The following is an 18,536-nucleotide window of genomic DNA, read 5'->3' on the forward strand; positions in this document are numbered from 1 at the left end:
ACCCACCCCCATCGGGATACCTCATACCCCCGGCATAGCGCGACCAACGACAGCCGTCACGCCCCCGCGTAACCCGCACCGTTAAAGATCTCTAGCTCGGCGTAAACCAGCATCTGCTGCGTCGGATAGTAGTCAGAACCTTCAACCTCCGGAGAGCTCGCCGACCGCGCGGCCCACGCTCTGGTTCGAGTGGGCGACGAAGGTCGCGCCGACGTCGACACAGCGCACGACGCCGACATCGCCAGCGACTGCGCTGGCCGACACCGAGCAGCACCGAGCGAAGATCCTAAGCAATTACAGTAGGCAACGGCCTGGCATCAACCAGCAGTCCGCCCGCGCCCGAACAGCTGATTCGGCGGCCGAGTTGGAATCACCGATGTGGGCAAGCGTATGCGGCGCAGCTCGAGCCGCTTCATGGCCTATTTCGCGCTTCGCCGGATCCGTCAGCCAGATGTGAAGCTCTGCGCGACCTGTTGAACGTCGAATCCAACGCCTGGCCCTGGCCGTTCAACAGTGACGGATGTCGGCAGCGCTCACGTCATGGTCCTGGCTGTTTCTAAGGGCCTCCCGGACAGGGAGGGTGAACCTCTTTATGTCATTGCCCTCGCTGCGGAGAAGGGAGGGCAGCTTGCCCTACTGGCCCTCCATTCCAAGGCTTGGGGCTCCTCCGTGAACTCGACGAGGTGCTGTCCGGCGTACCGTTGCAGGGCTTCGCGCACCTGGGACGGGGTGACGCGGAAGAATTCCTTGCGTGCGTTGACGCGGTTGACTCGATGTTCCGCGAACTCCTGGTGAAGCTGCGACTCCAGGCCAACCGCGACTTTGCTGAAGATCAGCGCGTGGACGTCGAATCAGAACGGAGCTGCGGCACCACTGAGTTCATAGATACGTTCCAGTGGTTCCAGGCGTCGAGTCATGCCAATCTTGACCATGCACTCACCGAAGGCGCCGATGTTGGAGATCACGTACACGTAGCCGGCTCGAATGTTGGCGGCGCGTGCTTCGACGGAGCTGAGGGCCTGCTCAATTTCCGCCAGCTTCGCTTCCATCTCTGCTACCGCGTCGACATCACCGCGGACCCGGAGCCGGTCCAGGGCAGCCTGATAGTGACGCTGCTCTTTCTGCAGCTTCTCACGCTCACGGTCCAACTCCCTCTGAGCGGCCGCCTCTTCCCATTCGCGAGCCCGGATTTCCCGCTGGGCCTCCCTCTCCTCCTCCTTCTTCTGTAGAGAGTCCGCCGTAAGCTGGAGCTCACGCACGCGGGCGTCGTGGTAGGCGTCGGAGATGCGGATGTTCATGGTCGCGCCGAGTTTGGCGATGGTCTCCCTGCTCTTATACAAACGATCGACGAGCGACGTGAGGCGGTGGGGTTTCATGGTCCGCACTGCGTAGTCCGCGTCGGCGTTGTACGCCCTGAGCATGAGCTTGGAGAAGTCCCGAACCATCTTGCGTCCTGCGCGCACCGACCCATTGACGTGGGGGCGGGCGCCGGGGTCAGCTGCGCTGGTGGCGCAGTCTGGCCGATGGCGAGCCGATCCGTCCCTACCGCAGTGGGATCAGTGACGCCGACGGCACTGGCGTCGCGCATGGGATCGGGCACCCACAGCTGCCACCCATCCTGAAGCGGCGGCCAAGAAGGGTCCGGACGCCATTCGGGCGGTGGCGTACACCCGGCAGGCGGAGTCGGCCAACCCGGCGGCGGATTGAACCTGTACAGCAACGTGCCTCCCCACCCCAGCCTGTCCCCACAGGCCGGCAACGAGCCCACACCCCGTGTCGATCAGAATACGGTCCGTCAAATTACGTGGATGCGAAACTGTTCTTGAGGCTGGTATCACGGTCGTTGGGTGACCCTCGCGGCACGGGTTCCTGGGCGTTTCCACGCCACCGTTAAGGCGGCGCGTCGGCCGAAGGGGCACCCTCGCCGCCAACATCTGAGCCGACGCAGAAGGACGGTACGTCGCCGCGGAACCCGGGTAGCCGGCCGGGGTCGAATGGACGCTGCTGTGGATCGAGAACTCCGGCAGCCAGCTGACCGAGGGCAAGTCCTAGCAAGCCAATCGCAGCTGACGGGCCAGCCGCAGGCTGACCTGCCGTGGTCGGGCCCATGGGGTGGATGCGACCACCAGGCCGACCACGCCCCGCAGGCACCCGCCCAGGCGATGCAGACAGGTCAGGCAGCACTCCACTGGTGCGCGCCGCCGCCGCGCTACTCGATCCACCGGTCGTCGTCCAGGATGTTCTCGGGATCGTGGATGCCCGCGCTCTCGAGGAACACCACCAGATCGTGATCGCTGTAAGCGGTGCCGAGGATCTCGTCCCGGCCCGGGGAGTGCACGGTGACTCTCTGGCCATCCGTGCGGGAGGGCGGGTGTACGACGATCGGCGCGCTGTTCACGCTTCCCAGCGTGCCCCTGGCAGGCCCGCCCAGCGAGCCTGCGCCAGCGGTCAGGGACTGTCGCCGGAGTAATAGAAATGGCACATCACGCCGGGGCCAGGCGTACGCGGATCGCCGGGATGCGGGTCGTACAGCGACCGTCCGCCGGGCCACCGCCCCAGCTCGGTAAACAGAGCGACGCCGTCGTCGACTTCCTCGGGCCGCCATCCTGTGATGTCCAGCAGCAGCCCGTCCAGCGGTCCGCCTATGAGCGCGGCGTAGGTCTGCCCGGGGAGCGGGCCGGGGTTGGGGGCGTCGTGGTCGCAGCCGTACACCCGGCCGCGCAGCAGTTGCTCATTGCCGTTCATCCATCCAGCCTTCCAGCCGCCACCGACAACGCGGGCTTGCCCAGGGCTGCCTTGGGCTTGCCCGCACTGCCGGCGGAAGGCTTGCCCGGGTCAGGTGCGGAAGCGGGAGAGCCAGCCGTCGGCCTTCTGCGCAGCGGCCTGTTCCTCTGCCTCCTGTCGGAGGCGTTCTTGCGCCTGGCGCTCGCGTTCGTCGGCTTCGGCCTGCTGCTGGGCTGCCACGGCCCGGCTCTGGCAGTCGCCGCACAGGTGCGGGTGCGACTCGCGCGGCTGGCCCCAGTCCCGCCAATCGACCGCGGCCCATCGGCCGTCGGTGAACTTCCGTCCACAGTCAGCGCACACCGGCCGCTGCGCCTCCCGTGCTGCGGCTTCCTGCTCCGCGTGGCGCCGTTCCTGCTCGCGTGCGGCGTTGCGGTGGCGGAGGAGGGCGGCGTCCCGGCGGGGGTTGCCGATCGCGTCCAGCAGCGGCTGATGCTCAGTGCGGCCGAAGCGCCAGAACGCGGGCCCGGCCGGGCCGTGCTCGCGCAGTAGCTCCAGCGTGGTCGCCACGATCGGGATGCGGCCGTCATAGGAGTGGAAGCCGTCCGTGCTGTGCCAGGTGCCTTGCCAGTGCTGGCGGGTGAGGTCGGCGACCTTCTGTATCTGGGTTTTTGCGGAGCGCCTGCCGACCTGGTGAAAGACGAGCAGGACCGGCGGGTGCACGCGCTCGTACAGCTCCAGGTCGGGCGCGGACCAACGGGTTTGCCACATCGCCTTCTCGATGCCGTCGGTGTCCTTCGCCTTCCGATTGAAGAACCGCATGTACTTGTCGAACTTCGCGGCGATGAGTGCGGCGTCCTCGGTGCAGTTGTCGGCTTCGATGAAGAGCAGCGGCACCCCGGCCTCCGGAGCGACAAGGACGATGTCGGCGCGGGCGCTGCCGATGCCGGGGTTCTTCCAGGTGCCGGTCGCTGGGAGCGCGACCTCGGTGGCGTAGGAGGTGATGGTGCCGATCCCGTCCAGGGCACGGGCGGCGGCCTGCGCGGCGGCGACCGCTTCGGCCGGCTCCCCCGCCACCAGGTCCATGTCGGGCTTCGGTCGGATCATCGCGATGACCGTCTCGTTCACCGTCATAGGGTGCGAGGCACCGGAGCGGCCCGCGCCCTTGGGTATGCCGCCCATCTCTTCCGGCGCGCGGTCCAGGTCGATCGCGGCGGCGCCCAGACCGGCCGCGGTGAGCAGCCTGACCTCTTCACCGCCTCGGGTACGGCCGCCGTCGACCGACAGACCATGGCGCCGCAGGTCGTTCGCCGCACCGCGGTGGGATGCGGTGCGTGCTTCCTTCTGCTGGGCCGCCGTCTTCTTCAGGGTGTGCCGGTAGGTCAGGTGCGGCGAGGACAGCCGCTGGATCTGGTCGGCGGTGGCGACCTTCAGCACCCCGAGCACGCGCAGCACATCGCCGCGCAGGTCGTTGGTCGATCCCGCCTCGTTCGCCTTCCGCTTGCCCGCCATCAGGCTCGCCCTCCCGTCGTCCGCGACCGGCCAGCGGCCGGGCGCCGGCCCCCGGCCGTGGAGGGGACCGGGCCCCCCGAACCCGATGATCTCCTCCACCACCGACAACCAACTCAAGAACAAGCGGAGAGAAGAGGGTTGTGACGATCCGGCGCGGACCCGGAAATCCGTGGTGAGCTGCGGGAATGCGGGGCCTGTGGGTGCCGGGCACGGAAGTGGCTTCGGCAGTGGGAACGCAAGCGCCGACGGCAGGAGCTCACCAGGGCTTACCCACGCCCCCCGGCCAGGTGCGGTCGGTGCGGGCCGAGCGGCGAAGTCGTGGCGCGCCAGGCCCCAGGATCCCGGGCGACGTCGCCCGTGGGAAGGGGCGGCAGGTTGGGCTGCGGGCACGGTGTCCTCGCATTCTCCGACACCAGGGGCGGGTGGGCGGGTGATCGTCCAGTCCCGCGCGCAACGGACGCGTGCGGGACTGGATGCCACCCTGCCCAAGCACCCCTTGACCACGGTCTACTCACAGCGTTCCGCCGCGGCCGGATCGACAGCAACCCCTTCTCCGTCCGGGCCTGCCCCCGACGCAGCGAACCGCGCCCGTCGGTCAAGGCATCCCACGCCCACCGGATTGGGGCGGCCGGTGGAGTCAGAGGCGGGGGCGTATGTGGGATTCATGCCGTCAGCTCACCACCGACCCCGACCCGGCTGACGGCCACCAGCCCCGACCATCGGTCACGATCCGGCAACGCACCCGCCCAGCTGGCATGGTCGGGCCGACCACGGCCTCCAGGCCCCGGCATGCCCATGGTGCGCAGCCCGATTGCGCACCCCCGAACGGGCGGTGCGCAACGGGGCTGCGCAACCGATCGAGGATCGTTCGCAGTCGGATTGCGCGAAGCGGATGCGCAGTGCGGCCCGTGGCGCCGGACGTCCCCGTTGCGCAGGTCAGGGTGCAGCGATGCGCAGACGCCTGCCACGACCCGGGCTGCGTCCGTGTGCGCATCAGTGTGCGGGGGCCGGTCGCCGGACGGCATGACGGCCTGGACGCCGTCTTCGGCCGGGACGCGACTGGGCTCTCGCCAACGCTCGACCGACCCATGGTCGGGCCTGTGGTTGGGCCGTCCACGACCCCAACCATGAGCCTCGTATCCCCATCACGACTGTGGTAGGGGTCTCGTGGTCGGGGTCGGCGGGTTTTCTCAAGGTCAGCAACATCTGACTTGACCTGGGAGTTTGACCATGTCTCGTGGCAAACAGGCTCTCCTAGAGCGAGGCCGCTGCTCCGATGGCCGCGGGCGCCCGGCAGGAGGCGATGCGTCGCCGTGTCCGCCTCTCTCGCGCCTGGCCGTTCTGACCGCAATCGTGGCCGGCTCCATCGCCTTGGGCGTCGCCGTCACCTCCACCCCGACGACCGTCGAGGCCGCCACCCCCGCCAAGCCCACCGCCGTGCGCACCACGGCGACCGCCGCCAACCCGGCAGGCTATGCGCAGTTGTTCGTCAACGCGTGGCTGCGCAGCAGCGCGGATGAAGCCACGAGTGTGCAGGCGCGGCTTGCGCAGTCGATGGCGCCGGATGTCGAATTGCCGGCCGCGGGTGCGCAGCCGAGGCCGTAGTCGGTGTGCGCGGTGCGCAGCGGGAGGGCGGCACGTGGTCGGTGACGGCGGCTGCGCAGCGCACCGACGGATCGGTGCGCTACTACGCCGTGCCGGTGGCCACCGACCACACAGGCGCCACGTTCGCCTGACCGGTGCGCCTGGTGTGGTGGCTGGCCCGGCTCGGGCCGAAGTGCCGACGTCGTCGTACGGCGTGAGTGTCCCAGAGGGTGATCTGTCGTCCGCCGCCGGGGAGTTCCTCTCCGCGTACCGACCAGTGCCGGGGAGGTCGACCGCTACCTCGCGCCCAGGTGAAGCTGTCGGCGATCTCCCCCGCCCCGTACACGACGGTCACGGTGCAGCAGGTGTCCGCTGTCGAGGGGGCGGCGGCGGGCGTTTCCCCTTGAGCGTGGACACCTTGATCATTGGATCGTGAGGATCCATAGGACTGGAGTTCCCGTTGGGGAGGTCGAAGTACTCGCCTGAGTTCCGGGCCGATGCCGTCGCGCTGTACCACTCGAGCCCGGGTGGGACGTACGCGTCGGTGGCCAAGGACCTGGGCGTCAACCACGAGACGCTCCGCACGTGGGTGCGGGATGCCGAGCAACCCGCCCGGCCCGGGGCGGTGGAGGCCACCGCGATGGAGAAGGAGAACCGGCAGCTGCGGGCGCGGGTGAAGGAACTCGGGCTCGAGCGGGAGATCCTGCGGAGGGCCGCGAAGTATTTTGCGGCGGAGACCAGTTGGTGAGCAGCAGCTTCCGGTTCGTCGAGGATCACCGTGGCGCCTTCGGCGTCAAGCGGCTGTGCCGGATACTCGCGGTCTCGCGTTCCGGCTTCTACCGGTGGCTGGCCGGCGCATCCGCGCGGGCCGGCCGGGCGAGGGCGGATGCCGAGCTCGCCGAGCTCATCAACCGGATCCATCAGGAATCGGACGGCACCTATGGGGTTCCGCGCGTAACCGCCGAGCTGAAGGAGGCCGGTAGGCCGGTCAATCACAAGCGGGTCGAGCGCGTCATGCGCAAGTTCCACATCGTCGGGCTGCACCTGCGCAAGAAGGTCCGCACCACCATTCCCGAGCCGTCGGCGACACCGGTGCCGGACCTGCTCCAGCGGGACTTTGCTGCCCAGGAGCCGAATACCAAGTACGTGGGAGACATCACCTATCTCCCGATCGGCAACGGCCAATTCCTCTATCTGGCCACGGTGTTGGACCTGTGCTCAAAACGCCTGACTGGCTGGTCGATCGCCGACCACATGCGGACCTCGCTGGTCACCGACGCGCTCAGGGCCGCAGCGAGGGCCCGCGGCGGGGACGGTCTGCGCGGGGCGATATTTCACAGCGACAACGGAGCGGCAATATGTGTCGAAGGAGTTCGCCCAGGTCTGCTCGGAACTGGGCGTGACCAGATCGCGCGGCGCGGTCGGCACAAGTGCGGACAACGCCGCCGCGGAGAGTCTGAACGCGACCATGAAGCGCGAGACGCTCCAGGGCCGCAAGCGGTGGAACGGGGCCAGCGAGGCCCGCCTCGCGGTCTTCCGCTGGGCGATCCGCTACAACACCCGCCGACGGCACTCCCGCCTCGGCCAGATCAGCCCGATCACCTACGAACAGCGATCAACTACGCTGGCCACCGCCGCATGAAAACCGGTGTCCACGATCACGGGGAAGGCCCCGAGACCTTCGGCAGTCTGCGCCTTAAACGATCCGGCGTCGCAGGTAACGCCCCTGCACGCAGGAGCGTGCTCACCTCGCACGACTAGATTCACTGTCAAACGACTCGATTGGACGGCAGAGGACAACTGGGATGAGGGGCGCAAGCCGCCGCAGCCCTACCGGGAGAAACGGTGTGCGTGCGGTGGGGACAGTGCTGATAGTTGCCACATGGATGCGATCGAGGCCGCACGCGCCGTCGTAGAGGAACATCACCCCAACGCGCAAGCCGCGTTCCTGGGAGGCAGCGTCGTGACAGGCCGACGCACGGCGACGTCGGACCTGGACATCGTGGTGCTGCTCCACGGCGCCCCAGCCCCGTACCGGGCAAGCCTCCAGTACGCCAGCTGGCCGGTGGAGATGTTTGTGCACACCGAGGCGACGTGGCACGCCTACGTCGAACGGGAACGACGCAAGCGCCGGTCACCACTGCTGTGGATGTGTGCCGACGGGTTGCTGCTCTTCGACACCGATGGGCTCGGAGCGCGCCTCGCCGCAGAAGCCCGGAAGCTGACCACCGCAGGACCGCCGCCGGTGCCAGCGGAAGAGATCGAGGACCGCCGCTACGCGATCAGCGACCTCCTCGACGACCTCGCGGGAAGCAACGACCAGAGCGAGCGTCTGTTCATCGCCACCGAGCTGGTCCGACGCACCGGCGAGCTGGCGCTGGCCATCGGCGGTTCGTGGAGCGGAGGAGGGAAGTGGCTGGCACGCCGTCTTGAGACGACCACCCCGGGACTCAGCACGCGCCTGCACCACGGTCTCCGCGAGGTACTGAGCGGGCGGGTGGAGCCACTCGTGACCGTTGCGGACGAGGTGCTCGAACAGGCAGGCGGCCGGTTGTGGGTCGGCTACCGGCGTACCGGCACTCCCTGAACGATCGCGCACGGCGGAGGCGGCCAACGCCCCATGGGTTTCACCGACTTGACCGACAACTGTGAGTGAGAAGCTCGGTGGCCCAGGCCGCCAGTCGCGAGCACCGGATCTCAGGAGGGCAGGGCTCCGTCGAGGTAGTCCCGCACGGGCTCGAACAGCCCAGCGGGCACATACTGAGTGATCTCTCCACGGGTCACCCAGGCAAGTTCGGCCAGTTCGTCGGGGGCGGCGATGTGGGCCGTGCCACTCATCACATCGCAGGCGACGTACGACATCACCCGACCCGTCTCCGGATGAACCCGCTCGCCGAGCATCGTCACAGCCGCCACAGCCAGGCCGGTCTCCTCCTGCGTTTCACGCACGGCCGCGTCTTCTCGAGTCTCACCAGGTTCGACCTTGCCGGCCGGGAACTGCCAGGAGAGCGAGCCTTCGCTGACACGGCGCCGCACCAGCAGTACACGTCTCCCGTGAACGATGACGGCTGCGGCTACGCCCGGCTGTTCTGCCACAACGTCTGTTCCTCCGAGAGATCGGATCACTTGGTGGCGAGCAACGTCCGAGTCTCCTCGGCGCACCCCCACGACAGCGTGACGCCGGAGCCCCCGTGCCCGTAGTTGTGCACGACCACGGTGCCGTCCTCCCACCGGTCGCTCTCCACACGGATCGTGGCGCGGGTCGGTCGAGCGCCGATCCGGTGCTCCAGGACGCGGGCCTCACCGAGGCGGGGTTCGACCTCGGCGCAGCGGGCGAGGATGCCGGCCGCCGCCTTGTCGTCGGGGGCAAGGTCGCCCTCACCGTCGATCGCTGTGCCGCCCAGGACGACGGTGTCGCCGTGGGGGTAGAAGCACAGCAGATCCGGCGAGAGGCCGGCGTCCTCTGAGAAGAACTCGGTCAGCCCCGGGTTAGTGACGACGACGTGCTGACCGCGGATGGGCCGGAGGTCAGCGTCCGGGACCAGGTCGCGTGCACCGAGGCCCGCACAGTTGACGATCACCGAAGCCGGACCGGCATCCGCGAGCGAGACCAGCCGTCGCCGCTCGATCGCTCCCCCGGCATGGTGCAGCCGGCGCATGAGGTAGTCGAGGTAGATGGGCATGTCGATCAGCGGCACGGTAAACCGGTAGCCCGCCGTGAACCCGGCCGGGAGTTCGGCAAGCTCGCACGGCCGGAAGCCCGGCAGGGTCGTGGCCCACTCGGGCGGGGCCTCGGCCGTGCGGGACGCATCGATACCACTGGTCGGCCGGACGCCTGTCGTCGCGTCCTCGGCCAGCTCCCGGAAGATCTCCAGGGACCGTTGTCCCCACTGCTCGACCTTGTCCTTCGGCTCGACCAGGTACGGACCCCACATCGCCCCGGCCGCCAGCGACGTGACACCAGGCACCTGCTCGGCGATCACGTGCACCGACACCCCGGCCTCGGCGAGAACGACGGCGGTGGTGAGCCCTGCCACCCCAGCCCCGACAACGACAACGCGCTCCCCTGCGGTCATGGCTTTGACCCTAGTGTGATGCGCCAGAAATTCTGAGGGTTAGTTCTGCTCTGTTTTCTGGCCGGTGGTTCCGACTTTGGTGAGGTAGTCGGCGAGGGAGTTGAGGATCTCGTCGGCTGTCTTGGTCCAGGTGAAGGGCCGCGGGTTGTCATTCCAGGTGCTGATCCACGCAGTGATGTCGTCCTCCAGTGCCTTCACGGAGGTGTGGACGCCGCGGCGGATGAACTTGTCGGTCAGCAGGCCGAACCACCGCTCCACCTGGTTCATCCAAGAGGAGCCGGTGGGGGTGAAATGGACGTGGAAGCGAGGGTGTTTGCCGAGCCACGTCCTGATCTCGGCGGTGTTGTGGGTGGCGTAGTTGTCACAGACGAGGTGCACGTCGAGCCCGGCGGGCACCGCCTTGTCGATCCGGATCAGGAACTTCTTGAACTCAATCGCCCGGTGGCGGCGGTGCAGTGCCGATATGACGGTGCCGTCGGCGATGTTGAAGGCGGCGAACAGACTGGTGATGCCGTGCCGGTAATAGTCGTGGGTACGCCGTTCGGGCATGCCCGGCATCATCGGCAGCACCGGCTGGGACCGGTCCAGCGCCTGGATCTGGCTCTTCTCGTCCACACAGAGCACGACCGCCTTCTCGGGCGGGTGATGGTACAGGCCGACAACGTCGACGACCTTGGCGACGAACTGCGGATCAGTGGACAGCTTGAAGGAGTCCTGCAGGTGGGGCTTGAGGTCGAACCGCTTCCAGATTCGCCCGATCGTCGACTTCGACAGGCCAGTGCGCTGGGCCATCGAGGCCCGCGACCAGTGCGTGTCCTGGCCCGGGACCGACTCCAGGGTGGCCACGACGACCTCCTCGACCTGGTCGAGGAGGATCGAAGGCGGCCGACCCGAGCGCGGCTCGTCATGCAGACCATCGAGGCGTTTTGCGATGAACCGGGCCCGCCAGCGGTCCACGGTCGACCTGTCGATGCCGAGGTCGGCCGCAGCCTGCTGGTTCGTCCCGCCCTCCGCGCAGCGCAGCACGATCTTGGCCCGTAACGCGAGGAACTGGGCGGTCTTGGCCTGCCGCGCCCACTGCTGCAGCTGCCTGCGCTCGGCATCGTCGAGGATCAGGTCGGCCTTCGGCCGGCCGATCCAGCCGGCGTCCTCAAGCCCAGCCATCCGCTCTGCGGCGAAAGCCCGACGCCACTTGCTGACCGTCTTGGCCTACCGACGAGCCGTGCGACACCCGCGTTTGACATGCCGTCAGCACACGCCAGGATGATGCGGGCCTTCTCGGCCGAGCGCCGGTGCGGCATTTTCGTCCGGCGCACCAACTCGGCGCGCTCGGCCTCGGACAATGTGATCGCCACAGCAGAAGGCCCCGAATGCGACATGACAACAGGGTACTTACTAACCATCAGGATTTCTGGCGCATCACACTAGAGGTCATATCAGCCATCACACGCCCATGTGACGCAGTTGAACGGCCCTGCATGCCGCCCAGCAAGGCACCAACAGACTTGGAAAGCGTGAATACCGGGAAGCGGCGCATCGCCATCCAGCCGTGCGCGTTCTGCCTGAAGACGGACGGTCGAACGGTGCTCCCCGTTAGGTTCGCCGTCCGCGCTGTGGGCCATCTGTGGGCCATCTGTGGGCCAACGTACCTATCCCACAGATAGTTTGTGGCATCAGTGCAGATCAGAGAGCGGGGCCAGTGCGATGCCCCAACGCCTTGAAAACCGCCGTAGTGCAAGGCGGTGCGGAGCGGCATCCGTGGAGGGCAACGGGACCGTAGGCGTACGCCAATACCCCGCAACCCATGCGACGAGCCCGTCAGGCCCGGGGACGGCGTCGGATCCCGTCGGCCTTCAGGCATGGGGTGTCTCTCCCGCCTTCCCCCGCCAGTAGGCGAGGCTGTTGCGGGTGGCCAGGGTGCGGGGGTGGTCCTCCCCCAGTACTCGCAGCCGGTCGGCCAGCAGCTGCTCGAACGCGGCTACGGCACCGGCCGCATCTCCCGTCTCCCCCCGCCTGTAGGCGAGGTTGTGGCGGGTGATCAGGGTCTCGGGGTGGTCCTCACCCTGCACCCGTAGCCGGTCGGCCAGCAGCTGCTCGTACGCGGCTACGGCACCGGCCGCATCTCCCGTCTCCCCCCTCCAATGGGCGAGGTTGCTGCGGGTGATCAGGGTCTCGGGGTGGTCCTCACCCAGCACCCGAACTCGATCGGCCAGCAGCTGCTCGAACGCGGCTACGGCACCGGCCGCATCTCCCGTCTCCCCCCTGCAGTAGGCGAGGTTGTTGCGGGCGGTCAGCGTGTGGCGGTGGTCCTCACCTTGCACCCGCAGCTGGTCGGCTAGCACCTGCTCGAACGCGGCTGCGGCACCGGCGACGTCTCCCGCCTCCCCCCGCCATCGGGCGAGGTCGTTGCGGGTGGCCAGGGTGTAGGGGTGGTCCTCACCTTGCACCCGCAGCTGGTCGGCTAGCAGCTGCTCGAATGCGGCTGCGGCGCCGGCCGGGTCTCCCGCCTCCCCCCGCCAGTAGGCGTGGTCGTGGCGGGCGGCCAGGGTGTCTAGGTGGTCGGGGCCGAGGCGGTGGCCGGTGGTCTCGGTCAGGTGATGGAAGTGGGCTGTGGCGGCGGTGACCTGGCCCGCTTCGCCGAGGCTTCGTCCGGCCAGGTACAGCACCGCGTGCGCGTCGGGCTGGTACAGGGCATCTTCGGCGGTGCGGGTGAGGGTGGTGGCGTTGGCGCGCAGGGCCTGGGCGAGTTCGGTGTCGCGTTCGATGGCGGGCCAGGCGGCGGTGAGGGCGCTGGCGGTGGTGCGGGCGAGTCGGTCGTGCTGGTCGGGGGTGAGCGTGTCACGGGCGGCGCGCTGGATGAGCTGGTGGACGCGGACGGCTTGGTGTGGGGTGGCGGGGGTGTGGTCGATGAGGCTGAGCCGATCCAGCGCCCGCAGAGCACCGACCGCCTCGGCCGCAGTGACAGACACGGGAGTCTTGCGGTGCCGGGTCAGGTGGTCGAGGGCGGGCGCGCTGGCCAGAACGGCTTCGGGGATGCCGTTGGGGCTGAGGAACGCGGCGAGCTGGAGCATCGGGCGGGCCAGGCCCACCGGGCGCAGGCTGTCGGCACGGTCCACGGAGAGCGACCAGGCCGCCGCCGCGGTCTGGGCCTGACCGTCGGGCAGGACCTCGGGAGCGGCATCCGCGAGAGAGGCGCTACGGTCGGCCAGCCGAGCTCGGTAGGCGGCGGCGCTGATGCCGGCGTCGATGAGGTAGGCAGCGGCTTGCGACAGCGCGAGCGGCAGGTGTCCTAAGTCCTGGGCGAGCGCGCTGAGTTGTTCGTCGGGCTCGTGGCGGTTACGGGCGCCCAGTGCGGAGGTGAGGTAGGCGAGGGATTCGGCCTCGGTGAACAGTCCGACCTTGATCAGACGGCCGGCCAGGGCGGCGTCCTGACGGCGGGTGGTGACCAGGGTCCGGCCGTGCGGGCCGGCCGGCGGCCACAGCCCGTTCAGGTCGGCGGGGTCGGTGACGTCGTCGAGGACGACCAGCCACCGGCACGGCGTCGCGTTCGCCTTGGGTTCCAGCCAGGCCAAGAACGCGCGGGCTGCCGTCTCCCGGTCCGCGGGGTCGGCGCCCAGGAGTTCCACGGCGGCCTGCGCATACCCGGACGCGGCTGCGGTGGCGTTGCTCGCGGTGATCCACACCAACACATCCAGCTCACCGGCCCGCCAGGCCGTGCGGGCATAGTCGGCGGCCAGCTGCGTCTTGCCCACCCCACCCATACCGGCCAGCACCTGCCCGCGCACCGTGTCCTGCCCCACCAGGACCGCGGCCCGTCCACCCGTGAGTGCTTCACTCAGCCGCACCACTTCCGCCCGGGTTTGGAAGCAGCCCGCCCGTGGCGGGATCACCCCCACCTGATGCAGCCACCCGGCCGCGGCCCGCCGGGCCCCGTAGTAGTGGTGATGGTCGCCCTTGCCCGTGACCGGACCGGTGAACACGCCATCGCGGAAGTCGACGTGGTCTCCGCCCTCGGCGCCGTACCGCGCCTCCCCGCCCGCCACCAAAAGCCCCCTCGAACACGGCCGGAATCCAGCACCCCGACCGTACCTGCGCGCTTGCCCCGGCCACCGGCTGTTCGCGACACAGAGCAGACCTGGAACAGACGCCGATTCCCCCAGGCATCCCCCAGACGCGGCACGCAGAGGCAAACCTGCAGGTCACGGATAGCGGACTTAGCCCGCTGTAAATCTGCCGGCTCAGCCTTCCCAGGTTCGAATCCTGGCGCCGCCACACGGGGCCTTCGTCATACATGCGGATGATCGGGCAACTGCCTGTTCCTTGAGAAGACCCGGATGTTCTTGACTGGGGCCCGTTCGACCTGCGGGTGCTGCTCAAGATGCAAGGGCAGTTTTGTTGACGCGTCGAACTCAGTCTCAAGGAGCTGTTCCAACGAGATCTGCGCGGCAAGACGATCGCCAACGAGGTCTGCGCCCCGCAGGTCCGCGTTCGTCAGCTTGGCATCGGCGAAGTCGACGGCAGCCAGATGGGCGAAGGCGAGGACCGCACCAGAGAGGTCGGCACGGTCTAGTGCGGCGCCAGTCAGGTCGGCACCCCGCAGATACCCGCCAGACAGATCGGCACGCCTAAGGTCCGTGAACGACAGGTCCAGTGATTGTTTCTCCTCCCTGGTAGGACGCCGCAGGAGTACGGTGAAGGCGGCCTGTACGTCGTCCTTCGGCGCTGGCATTGGGACGTCCCGTTCGTCGGGACGCGGAAGGTCGGGGTCAGGGGCTGGCGCATACTTGCGGACGAAGGCCGCGAGCACCTGGATCGCTGTCTCGTGATCCTTCTTCGAGTCCCGCATGATGCGTTCGAGGGAGTAGATACCTCCCAGCCTGGCCATCATGCCGTCGTCACCTGGTGTCGACAGAAGCTTGATCGCCTCAACGTACCGCTCAGTGACTTGGCTTTCGCGGGTGAGTTCGGTCTGCCCTCGGTCCTTCTCTCTGGCATGCGCGAATTGCTCTTGGCTGTGTTCATACAACTTCTCAGCTGCCGATGACTCCGGTGCGTGTAGTGCAAACCGAGAGCGGCGACGGCTCCAGCACCAAGGGCAACGAGCATGGTGCGGAAGCCGGTGATGACGACGCCGTCGGCGGGCTGGAGGTTCTTCGTGCGGAGGTGGGCGCCGTCGATCCACCAGGGGCCACGCCACAGCAGCAGCGCGTACCCGATGACCACCACGACAAGGGTGACGGCGAGCACGATCCGCTTCGTCTTCGGGTTCATGCGAGCAGCATGCCGTCGCTCGCCGTCCCTCAATCGCAGAACGCCTCCGTTCAGAGCCGAAGTTGAGGTTCACGGAGCCGTGCGATCAGGCGGCCTGGGTGGTGGTGACGAGGGGCTGGCCGTCACGTCCGGCACGAACGGCACTCACGTGTTCAGCGTGCCCGGGCGGCGGTAGCTGCTGGGCTACGGCGTGCTCAGCACCCAGCAGTCGCCGACATCTCCTGTCTCGGGATCCTGCGCACACTCCCACCGAGTGGCAGATGTAGTGGGGCTAGGTGAGTCCGCTGGCCTTACCCGCCCGCCGTCTGCTGAGACCAGCATGACCACCGCAGCGAACGCGGCGCACGCCAGAAGGGCCACCGGGATGAGCAACAGCCCCTTGAACGTGAACTCCTGGAGGATCCACCTCAGGGTCTTCATGGAGTTCCCTTCTGGATTCGCGCTTGGGAGCTACTTGATGTCACCGGTGCGGGGCTTCGGCGAGGGAACTGCCGTCCTTCAGCCAACCGTCGTCCATGCTCTGGGCCTCCGGCCAGGCTGGGCGGAGTGCCTCGGCCTCTTCTTCGCTGGGGCTCACGCTCAGGGTACGTTCACCGGCTACTGCTCCCTGCGGCGCCAGGGAAGACGGCGCCGAGTGGGCGGGTGGAGGACAGCGCGCACCGCGGTCCCGAAGCCAGCGGCGGCTGCTTCAAGCTGCCGGGGGTCACGGGTCTCGTGGTAGCTGAAGACAGCCGTCACGAGCCTGTCGGTAGCCTCCACCACTTCGGCGCTGGGGTGTCGCTGGAGCGGAGCGGCGGCAGCTTCCAGCTTCGGTGTGATGCTGGCGGAGGCCGTCCTCGACTGGTGTCGCTCGTGGGCCAGGAACCAGCCTGCGCCTCCGAGGGCGGCGGCGATCTCTCGGCGGTCGGAGCCCCTGACGAACGCGGCTGGGGCGAGTCCGGTCACCGTCGCCAGGAGGAAAGTGCGTGCCTGCTCCTTCCAGCCGCTCCACAGGACGTGGTCTGCTTCGACGGCTGCGCGGAGTCCGGCGACGGCGAGGAGCATGGCGTCGAACTGAGCGCCGAGGGCATCGCATTCGGCTTTGGCTTCGGCACGGGCGGTCGCCCGGGAGTTGATACGGGCGGTCAGCCCAGCACCGAGTGCGACGGCCGCGAGTGTGCCCGCGGTATTGATCAGGGCATTGATGTCGATGTGCACCGGCTCAGGATGTCCACGCGGCCGGCGGGCTGCCGTGGATGTTGCGGAGCCGTGACGGCCTGAGTCGACTGGCAGCGGCAAAGAGGGCGACGGGCGTGGAAATGAGCGTCGCGGTGATGGGGGGGGCCATGCGCGTGGTCTTCCCATGCGGAGGGTGCACGAGTCCTCACGGGGGTCGGAAACCTGAGCGGAGCGACTCACTCCGGGCGCCCGGTGGACGACATGTGTACGGAGTGAGCGATGAGCCGTGACCTCATGACCGTCCATGCAGGTCAGGCGGGTTTCCCGCGGATCATCTCCGGGGGACTGTAAATCTGCCGAGCACCACAGCCGGGCCGTCACTGGGCCGTGCGAGGGGACCAGCGACAGCCACGGGGGCGCGGCGCTCCGCCGCGCCCCCGTAGGGCTCTTATCCTGCTAACCCCAGGTGTCCAGCCACATCCACGCCCGCCAGTGGGACACGCAACGCGCAGCTACGTTGCTTGACAGTGCCTGTTTACGCCCCATGCGCACTTGTGTGCGCCCCTGAGCCGCCACCTACGTTGCGACGTCAACCAAGTGGCGTGTCGGAGGGGAGCAACGTGAAGCCAGCAGCAGACGTACTCAGCGACCTCGCGCAAATATCCAACGTTGCGGTGCATTCGGACGCAGCGCTCGTCGGCAGCGTAGCTGCGGCAGCGGCCAAGGACGACGAGAAGCGTAAGGAGAAGGAAAGCGAAGCGCTGCGGCGTAAGGCTGACCTGCAACCTGTATCCACCAGGGAAGTTGGCTCCCTGCAACCGACCCCTTGGAATGTCTTGCACACGCTTGGTCGAGCTATCGCACTGTCTCGGCGAGGCGCCGGCCGGGGTCTCGCCGAGCACTGGGGCAGTCTGAAGTACAGCCAGGCTCTGGCTGGTAGCTCCAGCGAGCACATGAAGCTCTCTGCTGAGGGACGGGAAACAGCGGAGCACTACAAGGCGCTTCAGTCTGAGGAACTGGGGGTCGGCTTCGCGCTGGCGTTGGCCAAGCAGGTTCTGGTTCGGCGCCACCCTGGGTACTGCGTTTCGATAGTCCCGGCTGATACAACTCTTAGAGCAGGTTGGGCCCTGAACAGCAGGGACAAGGGGCCCCGATCCGGGTACCGCTACCGTCCGCGATTTTTCGCTGAGGTCTGGAAGCCAGGGGCGGAGTCGTTGGTGTTCCCGATCGAGTGCAGGGGGCACCACGGTAACGCCGCTGAGTCAGACGACCAGCTCGCTGCTGCCTCGGCCGCCGTGGAGGCAGTGCACATCGGTGGATGGAACGAAACGCCGAGCCTGGTGTTCAGCACGGAGCTTCCCCTCAAAGGCCCGCTTACAGTCCACGTACTGCAGTCCACGGGCGAGGGTGGGCGTCTGAGCAGGCGGGCGTCCTCGTATGAAAGAAGCCTGGATGATCGACTCGAAGACGAGAACATCTATCCAGGCATCCAGCCGCCGCCTGATGGAGACGAGACGCAGCCGTCCGTACCTGGCTTCCATGTGGAGCCGAAGCACTATGGGTGGTTTCGCCATGTACTAGCGCGGACGGCAGTTGCTGGGCTGACGGCCTTTGCTGGTGATGGGGCAGCAACCGCCCAGTACTTGACCAAGCGGCAGGGGCAACGGCACTTCACCGGCTTCACTCATGCGGCTGCTGGCAGTGTTCAGGACGCCCGCGGGGAGTTTCTGGGCATTCCCTGCGTCGGTACGGACCACGTGTTCCGGCTGAACAGAACACGTGTGGAGGCGTTCTCGGGGGTTGCTGAAGATCTCTTCCGTCACCTCGAAGCGGGCAGGGTGGAGCGATACCGCAACGAGGTGTATGCCCGGCGCACAACCTGGCCTGGTGACACCTGGGACCACGAGTGGTGGGGACCCGTCTCAGTACACCCAGACGGATCCGTGTTGGCCATGCGCGTTCTGCAATGAGGTGACCACCCCCAGTGCGCACCTAGATCCCCCAAGTGCCCCCGAGACCACATCATTGATGACGAATCCGCAGGTCAGGGGATGCGAATCCGGCCCGCTGTAAATCCGCCGGTTCCGTCCTGCCAGCTTGAGGGCCTCACCCATGGGCGAGGCCCTCGGCTATTGAAGCGGGGCCGTCTGTGGACCGTCCCGGGGAGGCCAATATCGACCAACAACGAAGCCTCTTCGCGCAGCTGCACACAGA

General features: G+C 67.8%; 14 protein-coding genes, 1 tRNA gene and 2 pseudogenes. 6 read left to right on the forward strand and 11 right to left on the reverse strand.

Going from position 1 to position 18,536, the window contains the following annotated elements; all coding sequences use genetic code 11:
- Positions 1-590: 590 nt before the first annotated feature.
- The 4 genes and pseudogenes from ABZ471_RS31385 to ABZ471_RS31400 form a co-directional block, all read right to left on the reverse strand.
- Positions 591-1,445: pseudogene (locus ABZ471_RS31385) on the reverse strand (DUF4041 domain-containing protein).
- 764 nt (positions 1,446-2,209) lie between these two features.
- Complete coding sequence (locus tag ABZ471_RS31390) at positions 2,210-2,398, reverse strand: hypothetical protein (protein ID WP_359071120.1); 189 nt, start codon at positions 2,396-2,398, stop codon at positions 2,210-2,212.
- 50 nt (positions 2,399-2,448) lie between these two features.
- Entirely contained in the window at positions 2,449-2,745 is a 297-nt protein-coding gene (locus ABZ471_RS31395; protein ID WP_359071121.1) for a hypothetical protein, read from the reverse strand.
- 90 nt (positions 2,746-2,835) lie between these two features.
- Positions 2,836-4,233, reverse strand: a complete 1,398-nt coding sequence (locus tag ABZ471_RS31400; RefSeq protein ID WP_359071123.1) for a replication-relaxation family protein — start codon at positions 4,231-4,233, stop codon at positions 2,836-2,838.
- A 1,353-nt stretch (positions 4,234-5,586) separates the two neighbouring features.
- On the opposite strand from ABZ471_RS31400, the gene ABZ471_RS31405 reads away from it, so the two are divergent.
- The 4 genes and pseudogenes from ABZ471_RS31405 (at position 5,587) to ABZ471_RS31420 (ending at position 8,404) form a co-directional block, all read left to right on the forward strand.
- Positions 5,587-5,838 (forward strand): hypothetical protein, encoded by a 252-nt coding sequence (locus tag ABZ471_RS31405; RefSeq protein ID WP_359071124.1) that lies wholly within the window; start codon positions 5,587-5,589, stop codon positions 5,836-5,838.
- 5 nt (positions 5,839-5,843) lie between these two features.
- Positions 5,844-5,969, forward strand: coding sequence for a hypothetical protein (locus ABZ471_RS31410; protein ID WP_359071125.1), 126 nt, complete (start codon positions 5,844-5,846; stop codon positions 5,967-5,969).
- 308 nt (positions 5,970-6,277) lie between these two features.
- Positions 6,278-7,459: pseudogene (locus tag ABZ471_RS31415) on the forward strand (IS3 family transposase).
- A 240-nt stretch (positions 7,460-7,699) separates the two neighbouring features.
- Positions 7,700-8,404 carry a nucleotidyltransferase domain-containing protein gene (locus ABZ471_RS31420; RefSeq protein WP_359071126.1) on the forward strand — a complete coding sequence of 235 codons (705 nt, stop codon included), beginning with the start codon at positions 7,700-7,702 and terminating at the stop codon, positions 8,402-8,404.
- Between the two features lie 110 nt (positions 8,405-8,514).
- Here the strand turns inward: ABZ471_RS31420 and ABZ471_RS31425 are convergent, their stop codons facing one another.
- From ABZ471_RS31425 to ABZ471_RS31440, 4 genes are all read right to left on the reverse strand, one after another.
- Positions 8,515-8,913: an NUDIX hydrolase gene (locus tag ABZ471_RS31425; RefSeq protein ID WP_359071128.1), complete on the reverse strand. Its 399-nt coding sequence runs from the start codon at positions 8,911-8,913 to the stop codon at positions 8,515-8,517.
- Between the two features lie 26 nt (positions 8,914-8,939).
- Entirely contained in the window at positions 8,940-9,893 is a 954-nt protein-coding gene (locus tag ABZ471_RS31430; RefSeq protein WP_359071129.1) for an FAD-dependent oxidoreductase, read from the reverse strand.
- 39 nt (positions 9,894-9,932) lie between these two features.
- Positions 9,933-11,057: an IS630 family transposase gene (locus ABZ471_RS31435; RefSeq protein ID WP_359071131.1), complete on the reverse strand. Its 1,125-nt coding sequence runs from the start codon at positions 11,055-11,057 to the stop codon at positions 9,933-9,935.
- Positions 11,058-11,746: 689 nt separating this feature from the next.
- Complete coding sequence (locus ABZ471_RS31440) at positions 11,747-13,936, reverse strand: tetratricopeptide repeat protein (protein ID WP_359071132.1); 2,190 nt, start codon at positions 13,934-13,936, stop codon at positions 11,747-11,749.
- Between the two features lie 142 nt (positions 13,937-14,078).
- On the opposite strand from ABZ471_RS31440, the gene ABZ471_RS31445 reads away from it, so the two are divergent.
- Positions 14,079-14,165 (forward strand) — tRNA-OTHER (locus tag ABZ471_RS31445).
- Between the two features lie 13 nt (positions 14,166-14,178).
- Here the strand turns inward: ABZ471_RS31445 and ABZ471_RS31450 are convergent.
- The 3 genes from ABZ471_RS31450 to ABZ471_RS31460 all read right to left on the reverse strand — a co-directional run bounded on the left by ABZ471_RS31450 (position 14,179) and on the right by ABZ471_RS31460 (position 16,361).
- Positions 14,179-14,781: a pentapeptide repeat-containing protein gene (locus ABZ471_RS31450; protein ID WP_359071134.1), complete on the reverse strand. Its 603-nt coding sequence runs from the start codon at positions 14,779-14,781 to the stop codon at positions 14,179-14,181.
- Complete coding sequence (locus ABZ471_RS31455; protein WP_359071136.1) at positions 14,778-15,164, reverse strand: hypothetical protein; 387 nt, start codon at positions 15,162-15,164, stop codon at positions 14,778-14,780. Before ABZ471_RS31455 ends, ABZ471_RS31450 begins: the two co-directional genes overlap by 4 nt.
- 597 nt (positions 15,165-15,761) lie before the next feature.
- A complete protein-coding gene (locus ABZ471_RS31460; RefSeq protein ID WP_359071138.1) occupies positions 15,762-16,361 on the reverse strand; it encodes a hypothetical protein in 600 nt (199 codons plus the stop codon).
- Between the two features lie 581 nt (positions 16,362-16,942).
- On the opposite strand from ABZ471_RS31460, the gene ABZ471_RS31465 reads away from it, so the two are divergent.
- Positions 16,943-18,292 (forward strand): hypothetical protein, encoded by a 1,350-nt coding sequence (locus tag ABZ471_RS31465; protein WP_359071140.1) that lies wholly within the window; start codon positions 16,943-16,945, stop codon positions 18,290-18,292.
- The last annotated feature ends 244 nt before the right edge of the window (positions 18,293-18,536 follow it).

Source organism: Streptomyces sp. NPDC005728, from assembly GCF_040630895.1.
Lineage (GTDB): Bacteria > Actinomycetota > Actinomycetes > Streptomycetales > Streptomycetaceae > Streptomyces.